The 16,648-nt window shown below is 72.2% G+C and carries 12 protein-coding genes; 8 read left to right on the forward strand and 4 right to left on the reverse strand.

Features of this window, described 5'->3' with window-relative positions:
- Positions 1-7: 7 nt before the first annotated feature.
- The gene (locus ACIF8S_RS13615; RefSeq protein WP_399999252.1) at positions 8-433 is read right to left on the reverse strand and encodes a VOC family protein; all 426 of its coding nucleotides are present in this window, start codon (positions 431-433) and stop codon (positions 8-10) included.
- A 178-nt stretch (positions 434-611) separates the two neighbouring features.
- Here ACIF8S_RS13615 and ACIF8S_RS13620 point away from each other — a divergent pair, with 178 nt between their 5' ends.
- Positions 612-2,672, forward strand: a complete 2,061-nt coding sequence (locus ACIF8S_RS13620; protein WP_399999253.1) for a restriction endonuclease — start codon at positions 612-614, stop codon at positions 2,670-2,672.
- Between the two features lie 123 nt (positions 2,673-2,795).
- Here the strand turns inward: ACIF8S_RS13620 and ACIF8S_RS13625 are convergent, their stop codons facing one another.
- Positions 2,796-3,248 (reverse strand): NUDIX hydrolase, encoded by a 453-nt coding sequence (locus tag ACIF8S_RS13625; protein ID WP_399999254.1) that lies wholly within the window; start codon positions 3,246-3,248, stop codon positions 2,796-2,798.
- 262 nt (positions 3,249-3,510) lie between these two features.
- Between ACIF8S_RS13625 and ACIF8S_RS13630 the strand changes: the two genes are divergently transcribed.
- The 3 genes from ACIF8S_RS13630 (at position 3,511) to ACIF8S_RS13640 (ending at position 5,405) form a co-directional block, all read left to right on the forward strand.
- On the forward strand, positions 3,511-4,467 hold the full coding sequence (locus ACIF8S_RS13630; protein WP_399999255.1) for an EamA family transporter: 957 nt from the start codon (positions 3,511-3,513) through the stop codon (positions 4,465-4,467).
- 111 nt (positions 4,468-4,578) lie between these two features.
- Complete coding sequence (locus ACIF8S_RS13635; RefSeq protein WP_399999256.1) at positions 4,579-4,941, forward strand: DUF6247 family protein; 363 nt, start codon at positions 4,579-4,581, stop codon at positions 4,939-4,941.
- 215 nt (positions 4,942-5,156) lie between these two features.
- Positions 5,157-5,405: a hypothetical protein gene (locus tag ACIF8S_RS13640; RefSeq protein WP_399999257.1), complete on the forward strand. Its 249-nt coding sequence runs from the start codon at positions 5,157-5,159 to the stop codon at positions 5,403-5,405.
- A gap of 117 nt (positions 5,406-5,522) precedes the next feature.
- Here the strand turns inward: ACIF8S_RS13640 and ACIF8S_RS13645 are convergent, their stop codons facing one another.
- Both ACIF8S_RS13645 and ACIF8S_RS13650 read right to left on the reverse strand, forming a co-directional pair.
- On the reverse strand, positions 5,523-6,014 hold the full coding sequence (locus ACIF8S_RS13645; protein WP_399999258.1) for a hypothetical protein: 492 nt from the start codon (positions 6,012-6,014) through the stop codon (positions 5,523-5,525).
- Positions 5,999-10,000: a polymorphic toxin-type HINT domain-containing protein gene (locus tag ACIF8S_RS13650; RefSeq protein WP_399999260.1), complete on the reverse strand. Its 4,002-nt coding sequence runs from the start codon at positions 9,998-10,000 to the stop codon at positions 5,999-6,001. Before ACIF8S_RS13650 ends, ACIF8S_RS13645 begins: the two co-directional genes overlap by 16 nt.
- 668 nt (positions 10,001-10,668) lie before the next feature.
- Here ACIF8S_RS13650 and ACIF8S_RS13655 point away from each other — a divergent pair.
- Genes ACIF8S_RS13655 through ACIF8S_RS13670 form a run of 4 tightly spaced genes read left to right on the forward strand, consistent with a single transcriptional unit; the run spans position 10,669 to position 16,641 of the window.
- Entirely contained in the window at positions 10,669-11,466 is a 798-nt protein-coding gene (locus ACIF8S_RS13655; protein WP_399999261.1) for a TIGR03084 family metal-binding protein, read from the forward strand.
- A complete protein-coding gene (locus tag ACIF8S_RS13660) occupies positions 11,463-13,190 on the forward strand; it encodes an acyclic terpene utilization AtuA family protein (RefSeq protein WP_399999263.1) in 1,728 nt (575 codons plus the stop codon). Before ACIF8S_RS13655 ends, ACIF8S_RS13660 begins: the two co-directional genes overlap by 4 nt.
- Positions 13,187-14,785 carry an acyl-CoA carboxylase subunit beta gene (locus ACIF8S_RS13665; RefSeq protein ID WP_399999264.1) on the forward strand — a complete coding sequence of 533 codons (1,599 nt, stop codon included), beginning with the start codon at positions 13,187-13,189 and terminating at the stop codon, positions 14,783-14,785. Before ACIF8S_RS13660 ends, ACIF8S_RS13665 begins: the two co-directional genes overlap by 4 nt.
- A gap of 8 nt (positions 14,786-14,793) precedes the next feature.
- On the forward strand, positions 14,794-16,641 hold the full coding sequence (locus ACIF8S_RS13670) for an acetyl/propionyl/methylcrotonyl-CoA carboxylase subunit alpha (RefSeq protein WP_399999265.1): 1,848 nt from the start codon (positions 14,794-14,796) through the stop codon (positions 16,639-16,641).
- Positions 16,642-16,648 lie beyond the last annotated feature (7 nt).

The following is a 16,648-nucleotide window of genomic DNA, read 5'->3' on the forward strand; positions in this document are numbered from 1 at the left end:
CTCTGCCTCAGTCGAGGCAGAACTCGTTCCCCTCGATGTCCTGCATGACGATGCACGAGTCGGTGCCGTCGTAGAGCAGCCGCTGCCGGGTGGCGCCGAGCGGAACCAGCCGGGCGCACTCCGCCTCCAGCGAGGCGAGCCGCTCCTCACCGGTCAGCCCGGTGCCGACCCGCACGTCGAGGTGCACCCGGTTCTTGACGACCTTCCCCTCGGGCACCCGCTGGAAGAACAACCGCGGCCCGGCGCCGGTGGGATCGGCGCACGCGCACCACGCCCCGTCCCCCTCGGGGAACCGGACCCGGTTGAAGTCGTCCCACGACGCGAACCCCTCGGGCGCCGTGACGACGTACCCCAGCACCTCGCACCAGAACCGCGCCAGCCGCTCGGGCTCCGCACAGTCGAAGGTGACTTGCACCTGCCTGATCTCTGCCACGGGGCGCACCCTAACAAGCGGTCGGTCGGCCGCCACCGCATTTTCCGCGGGTCGCGCCGAGCCCCCGGAACGGCCTCTGTCAAGTCGATGTGCGGGGCAGCTGTCGCTGGCTACAGTCGTTGCGTCACACCTGGTTGTGGGGACAACCGGAGTGCCTTGGGGGGAGGGCCCGCAGCACATGAGTCGTCGTTCCACCGGCTTCGTCGGCGTCTGGGCCGAGATGCAGCGGCAGCAACAGCGTCAGCGGGAGGCGGACGCCAGGCGGCGCCGGCAGGAAGGGCAGCAGGCGCGTGCCCATCAGCGGCGCGTGGAGCGCGACCACCGCGAGTACCGGAAGGCGGAGGCCCTCCGGCGCACGGAGGAACTCGACGCGCGGGTGGCGTCGTTGCGGGCGCTCCTCGCCTCGGGGTGTCAGGCGCCGCCCTTCCGGGCCGCCACGCTGCTGCGGCCGGAGACCGTACAGCCCTTCGCGCCGGGCCCGCTGGCACAGCCGGTGCCCATGCCGGACCCGCGCGCCTACCAGGCGCAGGGCGGCGGCTGGACCGCGAACCGCCGGGCCCAGGCGGAGGCGGAGGCGCGGGCGCGCTTCGAGCGGGACTGGCACGCCGCCCAGGCCGCCGAGGCGCGGCGGCAGCAGCAACTCGCCGGATATCGGCGCCAGTACCAGGAGTGGGCCGACGCCCAGCTGGCCGAGGTGCGCCGGCACAACACCGGTGTCACCGCGACCGTCGAGGCGGTGCGGCGCCGGGAGCCGGACGCCGTGGTCGAGTACTTCTCCGCCGCCCTGTACTCCTCGACGGCGTGGCCGGAAGGGTTCCCGCGCCAGGTGGCCGCGGCGTACGACCCGGCGGCCGGGCAGCTCGTCCTGGACTGGGAGCTGCCCCTCTACGACGTGGTGCCGGAGGCCAAGGCGGTCCGGTACATGCCGAGCGTGGACCGGGACAAGGAGACGCCCCGCCCGGTCGGTCAGCGGCGTGCGCTGTACAGGGAGGTCCTGGCCCAGTGCGTGCTGCTCGTGCTGCGCGAACTGTTCGCCGCGGACGAGCAGGGGGCCCTGGAGTCGGTGGCCCTGAACGGTTTCGTCGACGGGCACGACCCGACGACGGGCAGGCCGGACCGGATCGTGCTCGCCACCGTCATGGCCGAGCGGTCCGCCTTCCAGCAGCTGCACCTGGCCCAGGTGGACCCGGAGAGCTGCCTGTCCGACGCGCTGCGGGGTCAGGTGTCGGCACGGCCCGACCAGCTCGCGGCCGTACGGCCGGCCCGGCGGCCGCAGGACGTGGGCAACCGGGTCGTCGTCCACGGCGGCGACGAGGATCCGGACCTGTTCGCCATGGACCCGGTCGCCTTCGAGGACCTCGTCGCCGATCTCTTCCGCGCCATGGGCATGCAGGCGGTGACGACGCAGCGTTCCAACGACGGCGGCGTGGACGTGGACGCGCTGGACCCGACGCCGATCCGGGGCGGCAAGATCGTCGTCCAGGTGAAGCGCTACCGGAACACGGTGCCGCCCACCGCCGTGCGCGACCTCTACGGCACCGTGCAGGACGCGGGAGCCAACAAGGGCGTCCTCGTGACGACGTCCGGCTTCGGGCCCGGCTCGCACACCTTCGCCAATGGCAAGCCGCTGGAGCTGATCTCCGGCCCCGAGCTCGTCGACCTCCTCCACCGGCACGGTCTGCGGGGACGGCTGGGCGACGACGGCCGGGCGGGAGCGGCCCGCCCGGCGGACCCGGACGAGGACCGGCTGCCGGACGACTACAACGTCCTGGGCATGAACTGGACCGGGAGCGTCGCCCTGGACGTCTGCGCGCTGGTCTGCCGCGGCAGCCGTGTGCTCAGCGACGACCATTTCGTCTTCTTCAACAACCCGGGCACCCCGGACGGGGCCGTCCGCGCCCTGGAGGCCACCGCACCCGACAAGGCCGCGATCCGCGTCGCCTTCGACGGCCTGCCCGAGGAGGCCGACCGCTTCGTGCTGGTCGCGGCCGTCGACCCGGAGGTCAACCCGGACGCGGACCTCGCGGGCTTCACGGACGCCCGCATCCGCCTCCTCGATCCGGGCCTGAACGAACTCGGACAGCTGGAGGTCTCCGACGGCCGGGCGGGGGAGACGGCCCTGGTCCTCGGCTCGTTCCGCCGCCGGCCCAACGGCGACTGGGACTTCGTCCTGGGCGGCAAGGGCTACCGGGGCGGACTCGAGGAGCTGGTCCAGGACTTCGGGATCGATGTGCGGTAGACGACGCGGCGGGCGGTCGTGGCGTACGCCGGTGCAGGTCACCGTCGTGATCGTCTGCGTCGACCCGCGGTGCGGGGGTGGGCGGATCGGCGACTCGACGTCCTCGGCGTCCTGCGCCGCGTCTCAGGGCGTCGTCTCGCCCCGGACCAGGGGATGGCACACCGGCTGGACGCCCTCGGGCAGGGCGTCCGGCTCGCACCAGCGGGCCTCCAGGATCTCGAAGGGGTCCAGGCGCATCTCGCCGCCCAGCAGGCGGGCCTCGAAGGCCACCTCCATGCGGGTGCGCAGGCCGCTGTTCAGCATGGCCAGGCGGCCGACCTCCACGTCGAGGCCGGTCTCCTCCTTGACCTCGCGCACCACGGTCGCCCGGAAGTCCTCGCCCTTGCGGGCGAAGCCGCTCGGCAGGCCCCACTGGCGGCCGGGCGGCCACATCCGGTGACGGAGCAGCAGCACCCGCCCCTCGTCGTCGCGCACCACACCCGTGACGCCGACCACGAACTTGGCGTGCAGCAGCCACATGATGCGGCTCTGCAGGGGGCGGAGGAGTCGCCAGACACGGACCAGGAGTCGTCGCACGGGGCCTCGGCTGTTGGGGGAACGGACACGGGCGTCACCAGGGGGAACGCTACCGGGTAGGACGTCCGGCCCGTGGACGGAGTTGACCCGGACGGGACGCGGGCCGCATCGTCAGGTATGTAAACGCCGCACGGTCCTGACGTAGTTCAATACGCTGGACTGGCGAGTCCATCTGGGTGCACACTCGGTGCAGTCGTGCATCCGCCTCCGTCCCGTACGGCTCCTTACGTCCCGTACGGCTCCTACGTCCCTGGAAGGCACCGTGACCACCCCCAGCGCCGCCACCCCGTCCACCGCATCCGGGCAGGGCCACGGCCCCGCTCCCGCGCAGGCCGGCGCCCCGGGCGGCCGAAGCGGCTCCCTCGGGCCGGTCGGGCTGGTGCTGGCCGGCGGGATCTCGGTGCAGTTCGGCGGGGCGCTCGCGGTGACGCTGATGCCGCGCGCCGGGGCGCTCGGGGTGGTGACCCTGCGGCTGCTGGTCGCGGCGGTGGTGCTGATGGTGGTGTGCCGGCCGCGGCTGCGCGGTCACTCGCGCGCCGACTGGGGCACGGTGGTCGTCTTCGGCATCGCCATGGCGGCGATGAACGGCCTCTTCTACCAGTCCGTCGCCCGCATCCCGCTCGGCCCCGCGGTCACCCTTGAGGTCCTCGGCCCGCTCACCCTCTCCGTGCTGGCCTCCCGGCGCGCGGTCAACCTCGTGTGGGCCGCGCTGGCCCTCGCCGGTGTGTTCCTCCTCGGCGGCGGAGGCTTCAGCGGCCTCGACCCGCTGGGCGTCGCGTTCGCCCTGGCCGCGGGCGCCATGTGGGCGGCGTACATCGTCTTCAGCGCGCGCACCGGCCGCCGCTTCCCGCAGGCCGACGGGCTGGCCCTCGCCATGGCGGTGGCGGCGGTGCTCTTCCTGCCGCTGGGGGTGCTGGAGTCCGGTACGAAGCTGCTGGACCCGACGACGTTCGCGCTGGGCGCGGCGGTCGCGGTGCTGTCGTCCGTCCTGCCGTACACCCTCGAACTGCTGGCGCTGCGGCGGCTGCCCGCTTCGACCTTCGCGATCCTGATGAGCCTGGAACCGGCCCTCGCGGCCACCGCCGGCTTCCTCGTCCTCGACCAGGCCCTCGCCGCCACGGAGGCCGCGGCCATCGCCCTGGTCATCGCGGCGAGCATGGGCGCGGTGCGGACGCAGGTGGGGCGGGGGAAGGTGAAGAAGGCCGCAGGAGTCTCCTGACGATCGCCGGGCGCGTCGAGCCGCCGCGGGACCAGAGTCGCTTTCGTCTCTCCAAGCGGCCGGTCCTCGCGCGTGACCGGTCCGTCCCGGAGGCACGAAGGGAACAGCGCCATGAGCGTGCAGCACAGTGGGACCGCCGGTGACCGTCCTCTGATCCCCCGTCCGGAGCGGACACCGGGCGCCCTGCGGGCCGCCTGCACGGTCGTCGCACCCGCCCTCCTCGCGGCCTACGACCAGGCCAAGGACCAGGCGCTCGCGGAGGCGGTGGAGCTCGGGTCACTCAAGCCGGTCCACGCCTACCTCAGCCACTGGGCCGCCCTCCTGGAGATCGAGCGTCACCCGGCCATGGCGCGGGAGTACCACCGCGCGGAGTACCTCGCCCAGATCGCCACCACGGCGGACGGGGCGCGCGAGCACCTGAGGACGGCCAGTTCGCTCTGCCGCGCGGCCGCCGAGGCGGTGCGCGCCGAGTGACGTGGCGCTGGGAGTACGAGCCCGACCGGGAGACGGTGGCGGACGGCGCCCCGGCCGATTTCCTCGCCGCGGTGGAGAAGACGGCCGGTGAACCTGTGCGGGCCTGAAGTGCTGCGCCTTCACGGGCCCTCGTACCAGGGCCCCACCCCGAGCACCCGCTGGCCTTCGAGGCGGGCGGGGTGTGCCACCGATGGGACAGCGGGAACGAGGAGTACGTGCTGCTCGCGAGGTTCACCGTTCCGGGTGGGGAGCGTCCTGTCATCCTCATCTGTGGACAGACGGCGCTCACCCATCATGCCGCTGCCTACTTCCTCCGCCGCTCCTACCGCCGGATATCGGACACGGTGGCCTCCACCGACCGTTTCTGCCTGCTCCTGAAGGTGCCCTCGATCCGCACCTACGGCTTCCAGGGCGTCGTCCTGGAACGCGACCTCACCGACGTGGCCTTCACCCGCGGCGCGTGAGGAGAGGCACCCGGCGGCCGGCCGGGACGGCACCCGGGCCCGGCCCGCCCCGCCTGGGTCCCACGGAACGAAGACGAGCCGCCGACATGGTCGGCGGCTCGTCACGGAACTTCGAGGCTAGCTGCTTCCCTCAGCAGGGAAGCGGCTGTCCAGTACCGATCGCACTGTCTGGATACCCTCCTTCCACTCGTCGCTTCTCATGACGTCGTGATCCCAGGTCACGGCAGGTTCGCCACCGGGTGCGCAGTATCCGTAGATCTGATCCGCGATGTCGTCCTGGAACAGATCATCGAAGTGGAAGACCCCCTCGAACATCAGCCATGCGATTCCCCTCGACTCGGCAGAAGCCGTCCGCAGGCACTGCTCGAGGTAAGGGACGAGGTCATGGCTGTCGTCCTCGAAGGTGAGGTCGTACTCCCAGACGGTCGCCGGCCGCTTGTGGGGGTCGTCGACCATCCGAAAGGTGTCCACCCGATCCGGGCGCGTTCCGGCGATCTCGAAAGACCGCTCGCTCATGACGGCTTCGGACTTCCCGAGAGTGAAGAGGATGACAACCGTGGGCCCGCTCCACTTCAGGCCTTCGCTGATGGAATTCACCACAGATCCCACTTCGTCATGTTCCTGGCATTCGGCACCATGGCGCTGAGGATCTTCCCCTGGTAGTCGCCCTCCTTGGCCACCATGATCACGACCATCTTACCGTTGACCCGTTTGGCGAAGGCCTTGGCCTGGGTGTTTCCGATCTTCCAGTCGAAGGTCTTCGTCGGTGACGTGAGGACCGTTGAGAAGTTGTCCTGGAAGTACTTCACCTGGGACGCGAGGCTTCCCGAGTTGGGGATCAGTCCGTCCTTGATCAAGTGGCGAACGGCGTGACCCCCACCCCTGTTCATACCGGTGAAGGCGTCCGACACGGTGTCGGGTGTGAACCCGACGCTGCAGCTCGAATTGTGGACGAGGACAGGGGTGGTGCCCGCGAGCACGTAGAAGGTGTGGATGTCCGCGACGGTGAGGTTGTAGGTGGTCCGCCGCTCGGTGAAGGGACGGTTCTGCCGCACGTGGACCGTGGAGCTGTCGCTGCTCAGCAGTGTCATGCCCGGCCGGAGAGCGCTCGCCTCCACCCAGGCCCTTTCGGAGGGGCTCCAGAAGGGGTGCTCGTATGTCGCGGTGAGTTTCCGGAGGCCCGCGCCCGTGTCGATCGACAGCTCGTTGAAGTGCTTGTCATCGTCCGTGACGATCTGGTGGGTCACCGTGCGGACGGCTGTCCTCGAAGTGAGCGGGTCGGTGGCGAGCACCCGGTCGCCCGGGCGGACGTGCTCGATGTTCTTCTGCGAGAGGTCGCCCATGAGGACCTTGGTGCCGGCCGGGAAACACTGGGTGCAGCCGCGCTTGAGCAGCCTCAGTCTGTCGTAGGCCTTCTCAAGGGCCTTGAGCTTGGCTCCGATGAGGACGTCGGCCGCGAGCGCGCCGCAGTTCTGGAAATTGGTTTCCTGTACGCATGTCAGCAGATTGCTGATGCCGGTGAGTTCCGCTGTGCCGTCCCATAGTTGCTTCATGGCGTCGTTGAACTCGTCGCCGTAGGACAGGATGTCGCAGTAGATCTCGTTGTGTTGACACCAACGGGCGAACTTGGCCGGTTCGCAGGGAATGTAGGCGTTACCGCACCGGTACATTTCGCGGGCGCGGGCGCCGTTGTCGTTCATGGCTTTCTGCTTGGCAGCGATGGCGGCCTCGCGCTCTGCTTCGAGTTCCTCCTTCCGCTTTTCCACGGCGGTTTCGAAGGCGGCTTCGGCGGCCTTGAGCGCGGCTGCGGCGTCCTTGCCTGCCGCGACCGCCGAGCGTCGTGCCTGTTCGGCGGAGTACCAGGCGCTGGAGGCATCGGCCTGGGCCATTTCCGCGGAGAGGGTGGCGTCGGTCGCGGATCTGGCCGCGTCCTTCGCGGCGGTGTTGGCGCTGTTCGCGGCGCTGCGGGCCTTCTTGGCGGACGCGGCGGCATCGGCCGCGGACGCCTCGGCGTCCCTGGCATGCGCGGCGGCCCGGTCGGCGTGGCCCTGGGCATCGGCGGCGGCCGCGTCCGCCTTCGCCGCCCAGTCGTTGGCCTCGGCAGCGGCGTCGCGGGCGAGGGCGGCGACCTTCTGCGCGGTGGCCGCGTTCCTCTGCGCGGTGGCCGCGACCTGGGCCGCATCCGAGATCATCTTCTGGATCTGGGCGACGTGGGTGGCTGTGAGGTCATCCTTGCGCTGTGCCTTGTACTGGCCGGAGACGATGAAGGCGTGCAGCATCTGAGGGGTGCCCTCGAGGGCGATCCGGGCCGCGGACCTCACCTCCGGGCCGCCGCTGTCGACCAGCTGTGCGGCCTTGACCCGTTCGTCCTGGGTTCGCGCGATGGGCTGGGTGGTGATCAGGAACGTGCTGTACGCCTTGGGGTCACCGGTCGCCAGTGCCGTGCGGCCGGCTTCGGCGAGGACCGGTCCGGCGGCGTCGGTCACCCGAGCGATCTCCACCCGCATGTTCTGTTCGGCGACCTGGTACTGGCCGTCGTCGATGAACTCGGTGACGGTGGCCGCGTCGCCGTCCAGAGCCGTCTCGGCGGCGGCGCGGATGTCCGGGTCCTCGTTCTCCTCGGCGAGGCGCTCGACGTACGAGCGGTCGTCCTGTTGCGCGGCGGTCAGCCAGCCGTTGCGGAGGTAGTCGACGACGACCTCGTCCGGTCCGGCCAGGGCGGCCTCGGCAGCGGCGCGTTTCCAGGCAGTGCCGTTCTTCATCACCTTCACGGCCAGCTTGCGGCCCTGCGCGGCCACGGCTGCGAGGTCGGCCCCCGGCGCGTCGGCGGCGCTCACCAGCCGGTCGCGTTCGGCGTCGCGGTCCTCGGCCGCCCGTTCCTCCTCCGCCTGCGCGTCGAGGAACTCGTCATACGCCGCCTTCTCGTCCTTGGCGCGTGCGATGCCCGCGTTGGTACGGCCGAGGAGTTCCTCGGCCTCCACCTCACGGGCGAGGGCGTAGATCTTCTGGGCCTGCTCGACCGCGGCACTGGCCGCGTTCGCGGCCGTGGTGGCCGCGTCGGCGTGGTCTTTGGACCTGGCCGCGGCCTGGGCGGCGTCACCGGCATGCTCGGCCGCTTCCTTGGCCGCCTTGGCCGCGTTGCGGGCGTGTGTTGCCGCTGCTCTGGCGGAGTCACGCGCGTCACGGGCTGCCGTGGCGGCCTTGCGGGCCAGGGCCTCGGCAGCGGACGCGGCACGGTTGGCCTCCGCGGCGTGCCGCTTGGTGGCTGCCGCGGCGGCACGCGCCCGGGCAGCGGCCTCGCTGGAAGCACCGGCGTGGTTTCCGGCCTCGACGGCGGCGTCGGCGGCGATCACCGCATTGGCACCCGCGCTCGCGGCCGACGATGCCGCGTCACCTGCCGCGTCGGCCGCCAGGGCGGCCTGGTCGGCGGCGTCGGCGGCCTCGTCCGCGCCCTTGGCCGCGGCATTGGCGTTGTCCGCGGCCGTACGCGCGGCGTTGGCGTTACTCGCGTCCACTGCCGCGTCGGCGGCCGCGCCCCGGGCACGAGCCGCCGCCCGGGAGGCACCGGCCGCGGCCGCGGCCGCCTGGGAGGCAGCGTTGGCGGCGACACGGGCCGAGTTGTTGGCCGCACGTGACGCATCGATCGCGACCTTGGCGGAGGCGGCCGCCTGTGAGGCCGCCTCCGCGGCACGGCCCGCGGCACTCGCGGCCTTGGCCGTGTCCTCCTTGGCGGCTTCCGCTTCGTCCCTGGCCTTCAGCGCCGCCTCCTTGGCGAGCTGCGCGGCCTTGACCGCCCTGGCCGACTCGGCCTTTGCCGCCGCCGTCTCCTTCGCGGCCTGCCGGCCCGCTTCCTTGGCCTGCGCGGCCAGCTGCGCGACCGTGGCGTGCTCCTGGTCCTTGGCCCGGGCCACGAACTGGCCGACCTCCAGGAACTCCCGGATGTCCTCGGCACCGCCGCCCAGCGCCAGCCGGCCGGCTGCCCGGACGTTGTCACCACCCACGCTGATGATCTGGACGAGCTGTACCCGTTCGTCCTGCTCGCGCAGGGTGTACTGCCCCTCGTTGAGGAACTCCCGCACGTCGTCCGGTGTGCCGTTGAGCGCGGCACGCCCCGCCGCCTGCACCTCGGGCCCGCCCGCGTCGATGACCTGGGCCACCCGGACCCGCTCGTCCTGCACCATGGGCTCTGTCCAGCCCCAGCTGAGGAAGTCCTCCAGCTCTTCCTGGGTACCGGCCAGTGCCGCCCGTGCGGCGGTCAGCAGCTCCGAACCGCCGACGCTGGCCATCTGCGCCGCGGTTACCCGCTCGTCCTGAAAGGACAGGTCGTTGACCGCCGCGAGGAACTCCTGCACATCGGCGTCACTTCCGGTCAGCGCCGCCTCGGCAGCCGCCCTGACCCCGGGACCGCCCTCCTTCCAGTAGTCGACGATCCGGCCCCGGTCGCTCGGGGTCGCATCGACCGCGGCGGACGACGGCGACGCCTCGGAACCGGCCGCAGTGGCGGGTGTCCCGCTGATGAGTCCGATGAGGAGCGACAGGAGAAGAGTGAGCAGGACGGGTGTTCTCGGCTGAGTCGAGCGCGCCGACCTGCTCATGGGGGGTGCGTGGGAACCTGCTGAACCACGCCGGAATCTGCGTCTCACAGTAAGAGCAACCTTCCTGATATGGCCAACTGCCTTGCCAGTAGCCGTCTTTCGGCTGCCCTGAGCGTACGTAACCACCGGAACGCGAAGCGAATGCCTGTTCGGAAGGTCGGGGCGGGGGTGCGTGCGAAGAATGGCGAAACCGTCCGGAACGGCAACTGTCGCTGCCGGTGCGGTGCGTCTGGGATCGCGGGCTCAAGTCCGCAGCCCGTTTCCATGTCCCGGGGGTCTCGTGCCGTCGGAGTCGTGCTGTCCGACGAGGCGTGCGCCGGGTTGCCGCGCCGGGCGGGCGGGGCGGTGGCGCCCCGTCTCGTCCGCTCCCGTGTTCACTTCACTCCGGCGGGCTCCTCCCGGAGTGACCGGGGCGAGCGGTGGTCCGGCCCGCTGACCGGCGAACTGTGGACTTGGGCGGGGTGCTCGTGCTGTCCCGCCCCGGGAAGCGGCCGGTCCGGCCACCACTCGCTCCGGCGGTCGAAACGGCCCGTCGAAGAAGCCGGCGGTCCACCTCCTCGGCGGGCGTCCTGATCCAGGTCGGCGCATCCCGGCTCGGTGCCGGAGCCGGCCGAGACAATCCAGCAAGCGTGCTTGATTGTTTTATGTGCCGCTGCCATGCTCCCCCCATGGCGGACCCGACGCGTGTCATCGACGACCTGTGTGCCGAGAGTGATGAACTGGACCGGCTGGTAGCCGAGTTGGGTACGGAGCACTGGGCGGGGCAGACGCCCGCCCCTGGCTGGACCGTCGCCCACCAGATCGCCCACCTCGCCTGGACCGACCACTCTTCGCTGCTCGCCGTCACCGACGCGGACCGGTTCGGGGGGCTGGTGGAGAAGGCCCTGGCGGCCCCGCACACCTTCGTCGACGACGGTGCCGAGGAGTACGCCCGGGCCGCGCCCGCCGAGTTGCTCACCCGGTGGCGGGAGGGGCGCGCGGCGTTGGAGAAGGCGCTGCGGGAAGCGCCGGCCGGGGCGCGGTTCCCCTGGTACGGACCGCCCATGTCGGCCGCCTCCATGGCCACCGCCCGCCTCATGGAGACCTGGGCCCACGGACTCGACATCGCCGACACGATCGGTGTGACGCGGCCACCCACCGTCCGGCTCAGGCATGTGGCGTGGCTCGGGGTGCGGACCCGGGACTTCGCCTACGGGGCGCACGGTCTCACCCCGCCCGCCGAGCCCTTCCGCGTCGAGCTCACCGGGCCGTGCGGAGAGGTGTGGGCGTACGGGCCCGAGGACGCGCCCCAGCGGGTCACCGGGCCCGCGCTCGACTTCTGCCGCCTCGTCACCCAGCGCGCCCACCGCGCGGACCTCGCCCTCACCGCCGACGGCCCCGACGCCGACCGCTGGCTGGACATCGCCCAGGCCTTCGCCGGGCCGCCCGGCGCCGGACGGGAGCCGGAGGGGGGCACCGCGCGGTGACGGCGACGACGGCGGCAGGGGCAGAGACGGCGGAGGCGGCGGTGCCCCTGCGCATCGGCAACTTCTCCGGCTTCTACGGCGACCGCTCAACCGCCCTGCGCGAGATGCTCACCGGCGGCGAGGTCGACGTCCTCACCGGTGACTACCTCGCCGAGCTGACCATGCTCATCCTCGCCCGCGACCGGCTGAAGGACCCCTCCGCCGGATACGCCCGCACCTTCCTGCGGCAACTGGAGGACACCCTGGGCCTCGCGCACGAGCGGGGCGTCAGGATCGTCACCAACGCGGGCGGGCTCAACCCGGCCGGGCTCGCGGACGCCGTGCGTGCCCTCGCCGGCCGGCTCGGCATCCCCGTACGGGTCGCCCACGTCGAGGGCGACGACCTCACCGCCCGCCACCCCGGCAGCCTCGCCGCCCACGCCTACCTCGGCGGCTTCGGCATCGCGGAGTGCCTGCGGGCCGGCGCCGACGTGGTCGTCACCGGACGGGTCACCGACGCCGCCCTCGTCACCGGGCCCGCCGCCGCGCACTTCGGCTGGAAGCCCGACGACCACGACCGGCTGGCCGGCGCGGTCGTCGCCGGGCACGTCCTGGAGTGCGGGGCGCAGGCGACCGGCGGCAACTACGCCTTCTTCGCCGAACGCGACCCCCGCGACCTGCGGCGCCCCGGCTTCCCTCTCGCCGAGATCCACCCCGACGGCTCCGGCGTCGTCACCAAGCACCCCGGCACCGGCGGCTTCGTCGACGTCGGCACGGTCACCGCGCAGCTGCTGTACGAGACGGGTGGTGCCCGGTACGCCGGGCCGGACGTCACCGCCCGGCTGGACACCGTCACGCTCACCCAGGACGGCCCGGACCGGGTGCGGATCGGGGGGGTGCGCGGGGAGGCTCCGCCGTCCACGCTCAAGGTCGGCCGCAACCGGCTCGGCGGTTTCCGGAACGAGGTCGTCCTCGTGCTCACCGGACTCGACATCGAGGCCAAGGCCGCGCTGGTCAAGGAGCAGATGCGCGACGCCCTCGCCGCGTCGCCGCCCGCCGACGTGCGCTGGGAGCTCGCCCGCACCGACCGGCCCGACGCCGGCACGGAGGAGACCGCCAGCGCGCTGCTGCGTCTCGTCGTACGGGATGCGGACCAGCAGAAGGTGGGGCGGGTGCTCAGCGGGGCCGCGATCGAGCTGGCGCTGGCCAGCTACCCCGGGTTCCATGTGGTGGCGCCACCGGGGAAGGGCTCGCCCTATGGGGTCTTCGAGGATGTGTACGTGCCCCATGGGGACGTCGACCATGTGGCTGTCCTCCATGACGGGCGTCGGATCACCGTGGACCCGCCCCAGGACACCGCCGCCCTCGACGCCGTACCGTCACCCGCCCTCCCCGAGCCGCTGCCGCCGGGGCCGACCGCCCGTGCGCCCCTCGGCCGGGTCGTCGGGGCCCGCAGCGGCGACAAGGGCGGGAACGCCAACGTCGGTGTGTGGGCGCGGACGGACGAGGCCTGGCGGTGGCTCGCGCACGAGCTGACCGTCGAGCGGTTCCGGGAGCTGATCCCCGAGGCCCGCGAGCTGCCCGTCACCCGGCACGCGCTGCCGAACCTGCGCGCCCTGAACTTCGTCGTCGAGGGGATCCTCGGCGAGGGCGTCGCCGCGCAGGCCCGTTTCGATCCGCAGGCCAAGGCGCTGGGGGAGTGGCTGCGCTCCCGGCACGCCGACATCCCGGAGGTGCTCCTGTGACGGTCCTCGCGTCCGCCCTGAACCCGTCCGACCCGGACCACCGGGAGAACCGGGAGGCGATGCTCGCCAAGCTGGCGGAACTCGACGCCGAGCACGCCAAGGCCCTCGCGGGCGGTGGCGAGAAGTACGTCGAGCGGCACCGGAAGCGCGGCAAGCTGCTCGCCCGTGAGCGGATCGAGCTGCTGCTCGACCCCGACACCCCGTTTCTGGAGCTGTCCCCGCTGGCCGGCTGGGGCAGCGACTGGACGGTCGGCGCGTCCATGGTCACCGGCATCGGGGTCGTCGAGGGCGTGGAGTGCCTGATCACCGCCAACGACCCGACCGTGCGCGGCGGCGCCAGCAACCCCTGGTCGTTGAAGAAGGCCCTGCGCGCCAACGACATCGCGCTCGCCAACCGGCTCCCCGTCATCAGCCTGGTCGAGTCCGGCGGCGCCGACCTGCCCTCGCAGAAGGAGATCTTCATCCCGGGCGGCGCGATCTTCCGCGACCTGACCCGGCTGTCGGCGGCCGGCATCCCCACGATCGCCGTCGTCTTCGGCAACTCCACGGCGGGCGGCGCGTACATCCCCGGCATGTCCGACCACGCGATCATGGTCAAGGAGCGGGCCAAGGTGTTCCTCGGCGGCCCGCCGCTGGTGAAGATGGCGACCGGCGAGGAGAGCGACGACGAGTCGCTGGGCGGCGCGGAGATGCACGCCCGTGTCTCCGGCCTCGCCGACCACTTCGCCGTCGACGAGCCGGACGCGCTGCGCCAGGCCCGCAGGGTCGTCGCACGGCTCAACCACCGCAAGGCACACCCCGATCCGGGCCCCGCCGAGCCGCCCAAGTACGACCCGGAGGACCTGCTCGGCATCGTCCCCGGCGACCTGAAGATCCCCTTCGACCCGCGCGAGGTGATCGCGAGGATCGTCGACGCCTCCGACTTCGACGAGTTCAAGCCGCTGTACGGCACCAGCCTGGTCACCGGCTGGGCGAGCCTGCACGGCTACCCGGTCGGCATCCTCGCCAATGCCCGAGGCGTGCTCTTCAGCGAGGAGTCGCAGAAGGCCGCCCAGTTCATCCAGCTGGCCAACCAGCGCGACATCCCGCTGCTGTTCCTGCACAACACCACCGGCTACATGGTCGGCAAGGAGTACGAGCAGGGCGGCATCATCAAGCACGGCGCGATGATGATCAACGCCGTTTCCAACTCCCGTGTCCCGCACCTGTCCGTCCTCATGGGCGCCTCCTACGGCGCCGGCCACTACGGCATGTGCGGCCGCGCCTACGACCCGCGCTTCCTTTTCGCCTGGCCCAGCGCCAAGTCCGCCGTCATGGGCCCGCAGCAGCTCGCCGGCGTGCTGTCCATCGTCGCCCGCCAGTCCGCGGCGGCGAAGGGACGGCCGTACGACGACGAGGCGGACGCGGCGCTGCGCGCCATGGTGGAGCAGCAGATCGAGTCCGAGTCCTTGCCGATGTTCCTGTCCGGGCGACTGTACGACGACGGCGTCATCGACCCGCGCGACACCCGCACCGTCCTCGGCCTGTGCCTGTCCGCCGTCCACAACGCGCCGTACGAGGGCGCGCGTGGCGGCTTCGGCGTCTTCCGGATGTGAGGCAACCCGTGATTTCTTCCGTCCTTGTCGCGAACCGTGGTGAGATCGCCTGCCGCATCGCCCGCACCTGCCGCGACCTCGGCATCGCGACCGTCGCCGTGCACTCCGACGCCGACGCGGGCGCCCTCCACGCACGCGTCGCCGACACGGCCGTACGGCTCCCCGGCTCGGCGCCCGCCGACACGTACCTGCGCGGCGACCTGATCGTGAAGGCCGCCCTCGCGGCCGGTGCGGACGCCGTGCACCCCGGCTACGGCTTCCTCTCCGAGAACGCCGGCTTCGCGCGCGCCGTCCAGGACGCGGGCCTGGTGTGGATCGGGCCGCCGCCGGAGGCGATCGAGGCGATGGCGTCCAAGACGCGCGCCAAGCAGCTCATGGGCGTCGCACCGCTCACGGACGTCACCGAGGCCGACCTGCCGGTGCTGGTGAAGGCCGCGGCGGGCGGCGGCGGACGCGGCATGCGCGTCGTGCGCGCCCTTGCCGACCTGGACGCGGAACTCGCCGCCGCCCGCGCGGAGGCGGCGAGCGCCTTCGGTGACGGGGAGGTGTTCGTCGAGCCGTACCTGGAGAACGGCCGCCATGTCGAGGTGCAGGTCCTCGCCGACACCCACGGCACGGTGTGGGCGCTCGGCACCCGCGACTGCTCCCTCCAGCGCAGGCACCAGAAGGTGATCGAGGAGGCCCCGGCCCCCGGCCTCACCGATCCGCTCACCGAGGAACTCCACACGCTCGCCGTACGCGCCGCCCGCGCGGTCGGCTACGTCGGCGCCGGCACCGTGGAGTTCCTGGTCGCGGGCGAACGGGCGCACTTCCTGGAGATGAACACCCGGCTCCAGGTGGAACACCCCGTCACCGAGGAGGTGTTCGGCATCGACCTCGTTGCCCAGCAGATCCGGGTCGCCGAAGGACACGCGCTGGACCCCGAGCCGCCGGCCCCGCGCGGCCACGCCGTCGAGGCCCGCCTCTACGCCGAGGACCCCGCCCACGACTGGGCCCCGCAGACCGGCCGCCTCCACCGCCTCGCCGTCCCCGGCGCCGTCCGCCTCGACACCGGTTACACCGACGGCGACGCCATCGGCGTCCACTACGACCCGATGCTCGCCAAGGTCGTCGCCCACGCCCCCACCCGCGCGGAGGCGGTCCGCAAGCTGGCCGCCGCCCTGGAACGCGCGGTGATCCACGGTCCCGTCACCAACCGCGACCTGCTCGTCCGCTCCCTGCGCCACGAGGAGTTCACCCAGGGCCGCATGGACACCGGCTTCTACGACCGCCACCTGCCCACCCTCACCGCGCCGGCCGCCGACCCGTACGCGCCGCTCGCCGCCGCCCTCGCCGACGCGCACGGCCGCTCCCGCTTCGGCGGCTGGCGCAACGTGCCCTCGCAGCCGCAGGTCAAGCGGTACGCGATGAACGGCGAGGAGCACGAGGTCCGTTACCGCCACACCCGCACCGGCCTCGCGGCCGACGGTGTGACGGTCGTCCACGCGGACCCTGCCCTGGTGATCCTCGAAGCCGACGGCGTAGGACGCCGCTACGAGGTGAGCCGGTACGGCGACCGCGTGTACGTCGGCTCCACGGCCCTCACCGTCCTCCCCCGCTTCCCCGACCCCGAGGCCGACCACGCCCCCGGCTCCCTCCTCGCCCCGATGCCCGGCACGGTCGTCCGCATCGCGGAGGGCGTCACCGAGGGCGCGTCGGTGGAGGCGGGCCGGCCCCTGCTCTGGCTGGAGGCGATGAAGATGCAGCACAAGATCACGGCCCCCACAACAGGCACCCTCACCGCCCTCCACGCGACGGAGGGCCAACAGGTGGAACTCGGCACCTTGCTGGCGGTCGTGGAGAAAAACGCCCTCTAGGGGCGCG

The organism is Streptomyces sp. NPDC085937 (assembly GCF_044540535.1).
In the GTDB taxonomy this organism is placed as follows: Bacteria; Actinomycetota; Actinomycetes; order Streptomycetales; family Streptomycetaceae; genus Streptomyces.

Coding starts and splice junctions, on each gene's coding strand:
- ACIF8S_RS13635 (WP_399999256.1), top strand. CDS start 4,579: ATGAGCGTGCAGCACAGTGGGACCGCCGGTGACCGTCCTCTGATCCCC.
- ACIF8S_RS13620 (WP_399999253.1), top strand. CDS start 612: ATGAGTCGTCGTTCCACCGGCTTCGTCGGCGTCTGGGCCGAGATGCAG.
- ACIF8S_RS13650 (WP_399999260.1), bottom strand. CDS start 10,000: ATGAGCAGGTCGGCGCGCTCGACTCAGCCGAGAACACCCGTCCTGCTC.
- ACIF8S_RS13655 (WP_399999261.1), top strand. CDS start 10,669: ATGGCGGACCCGACGCGTGTCATCGACGACCTGTGTGCCGAGAGTGAT.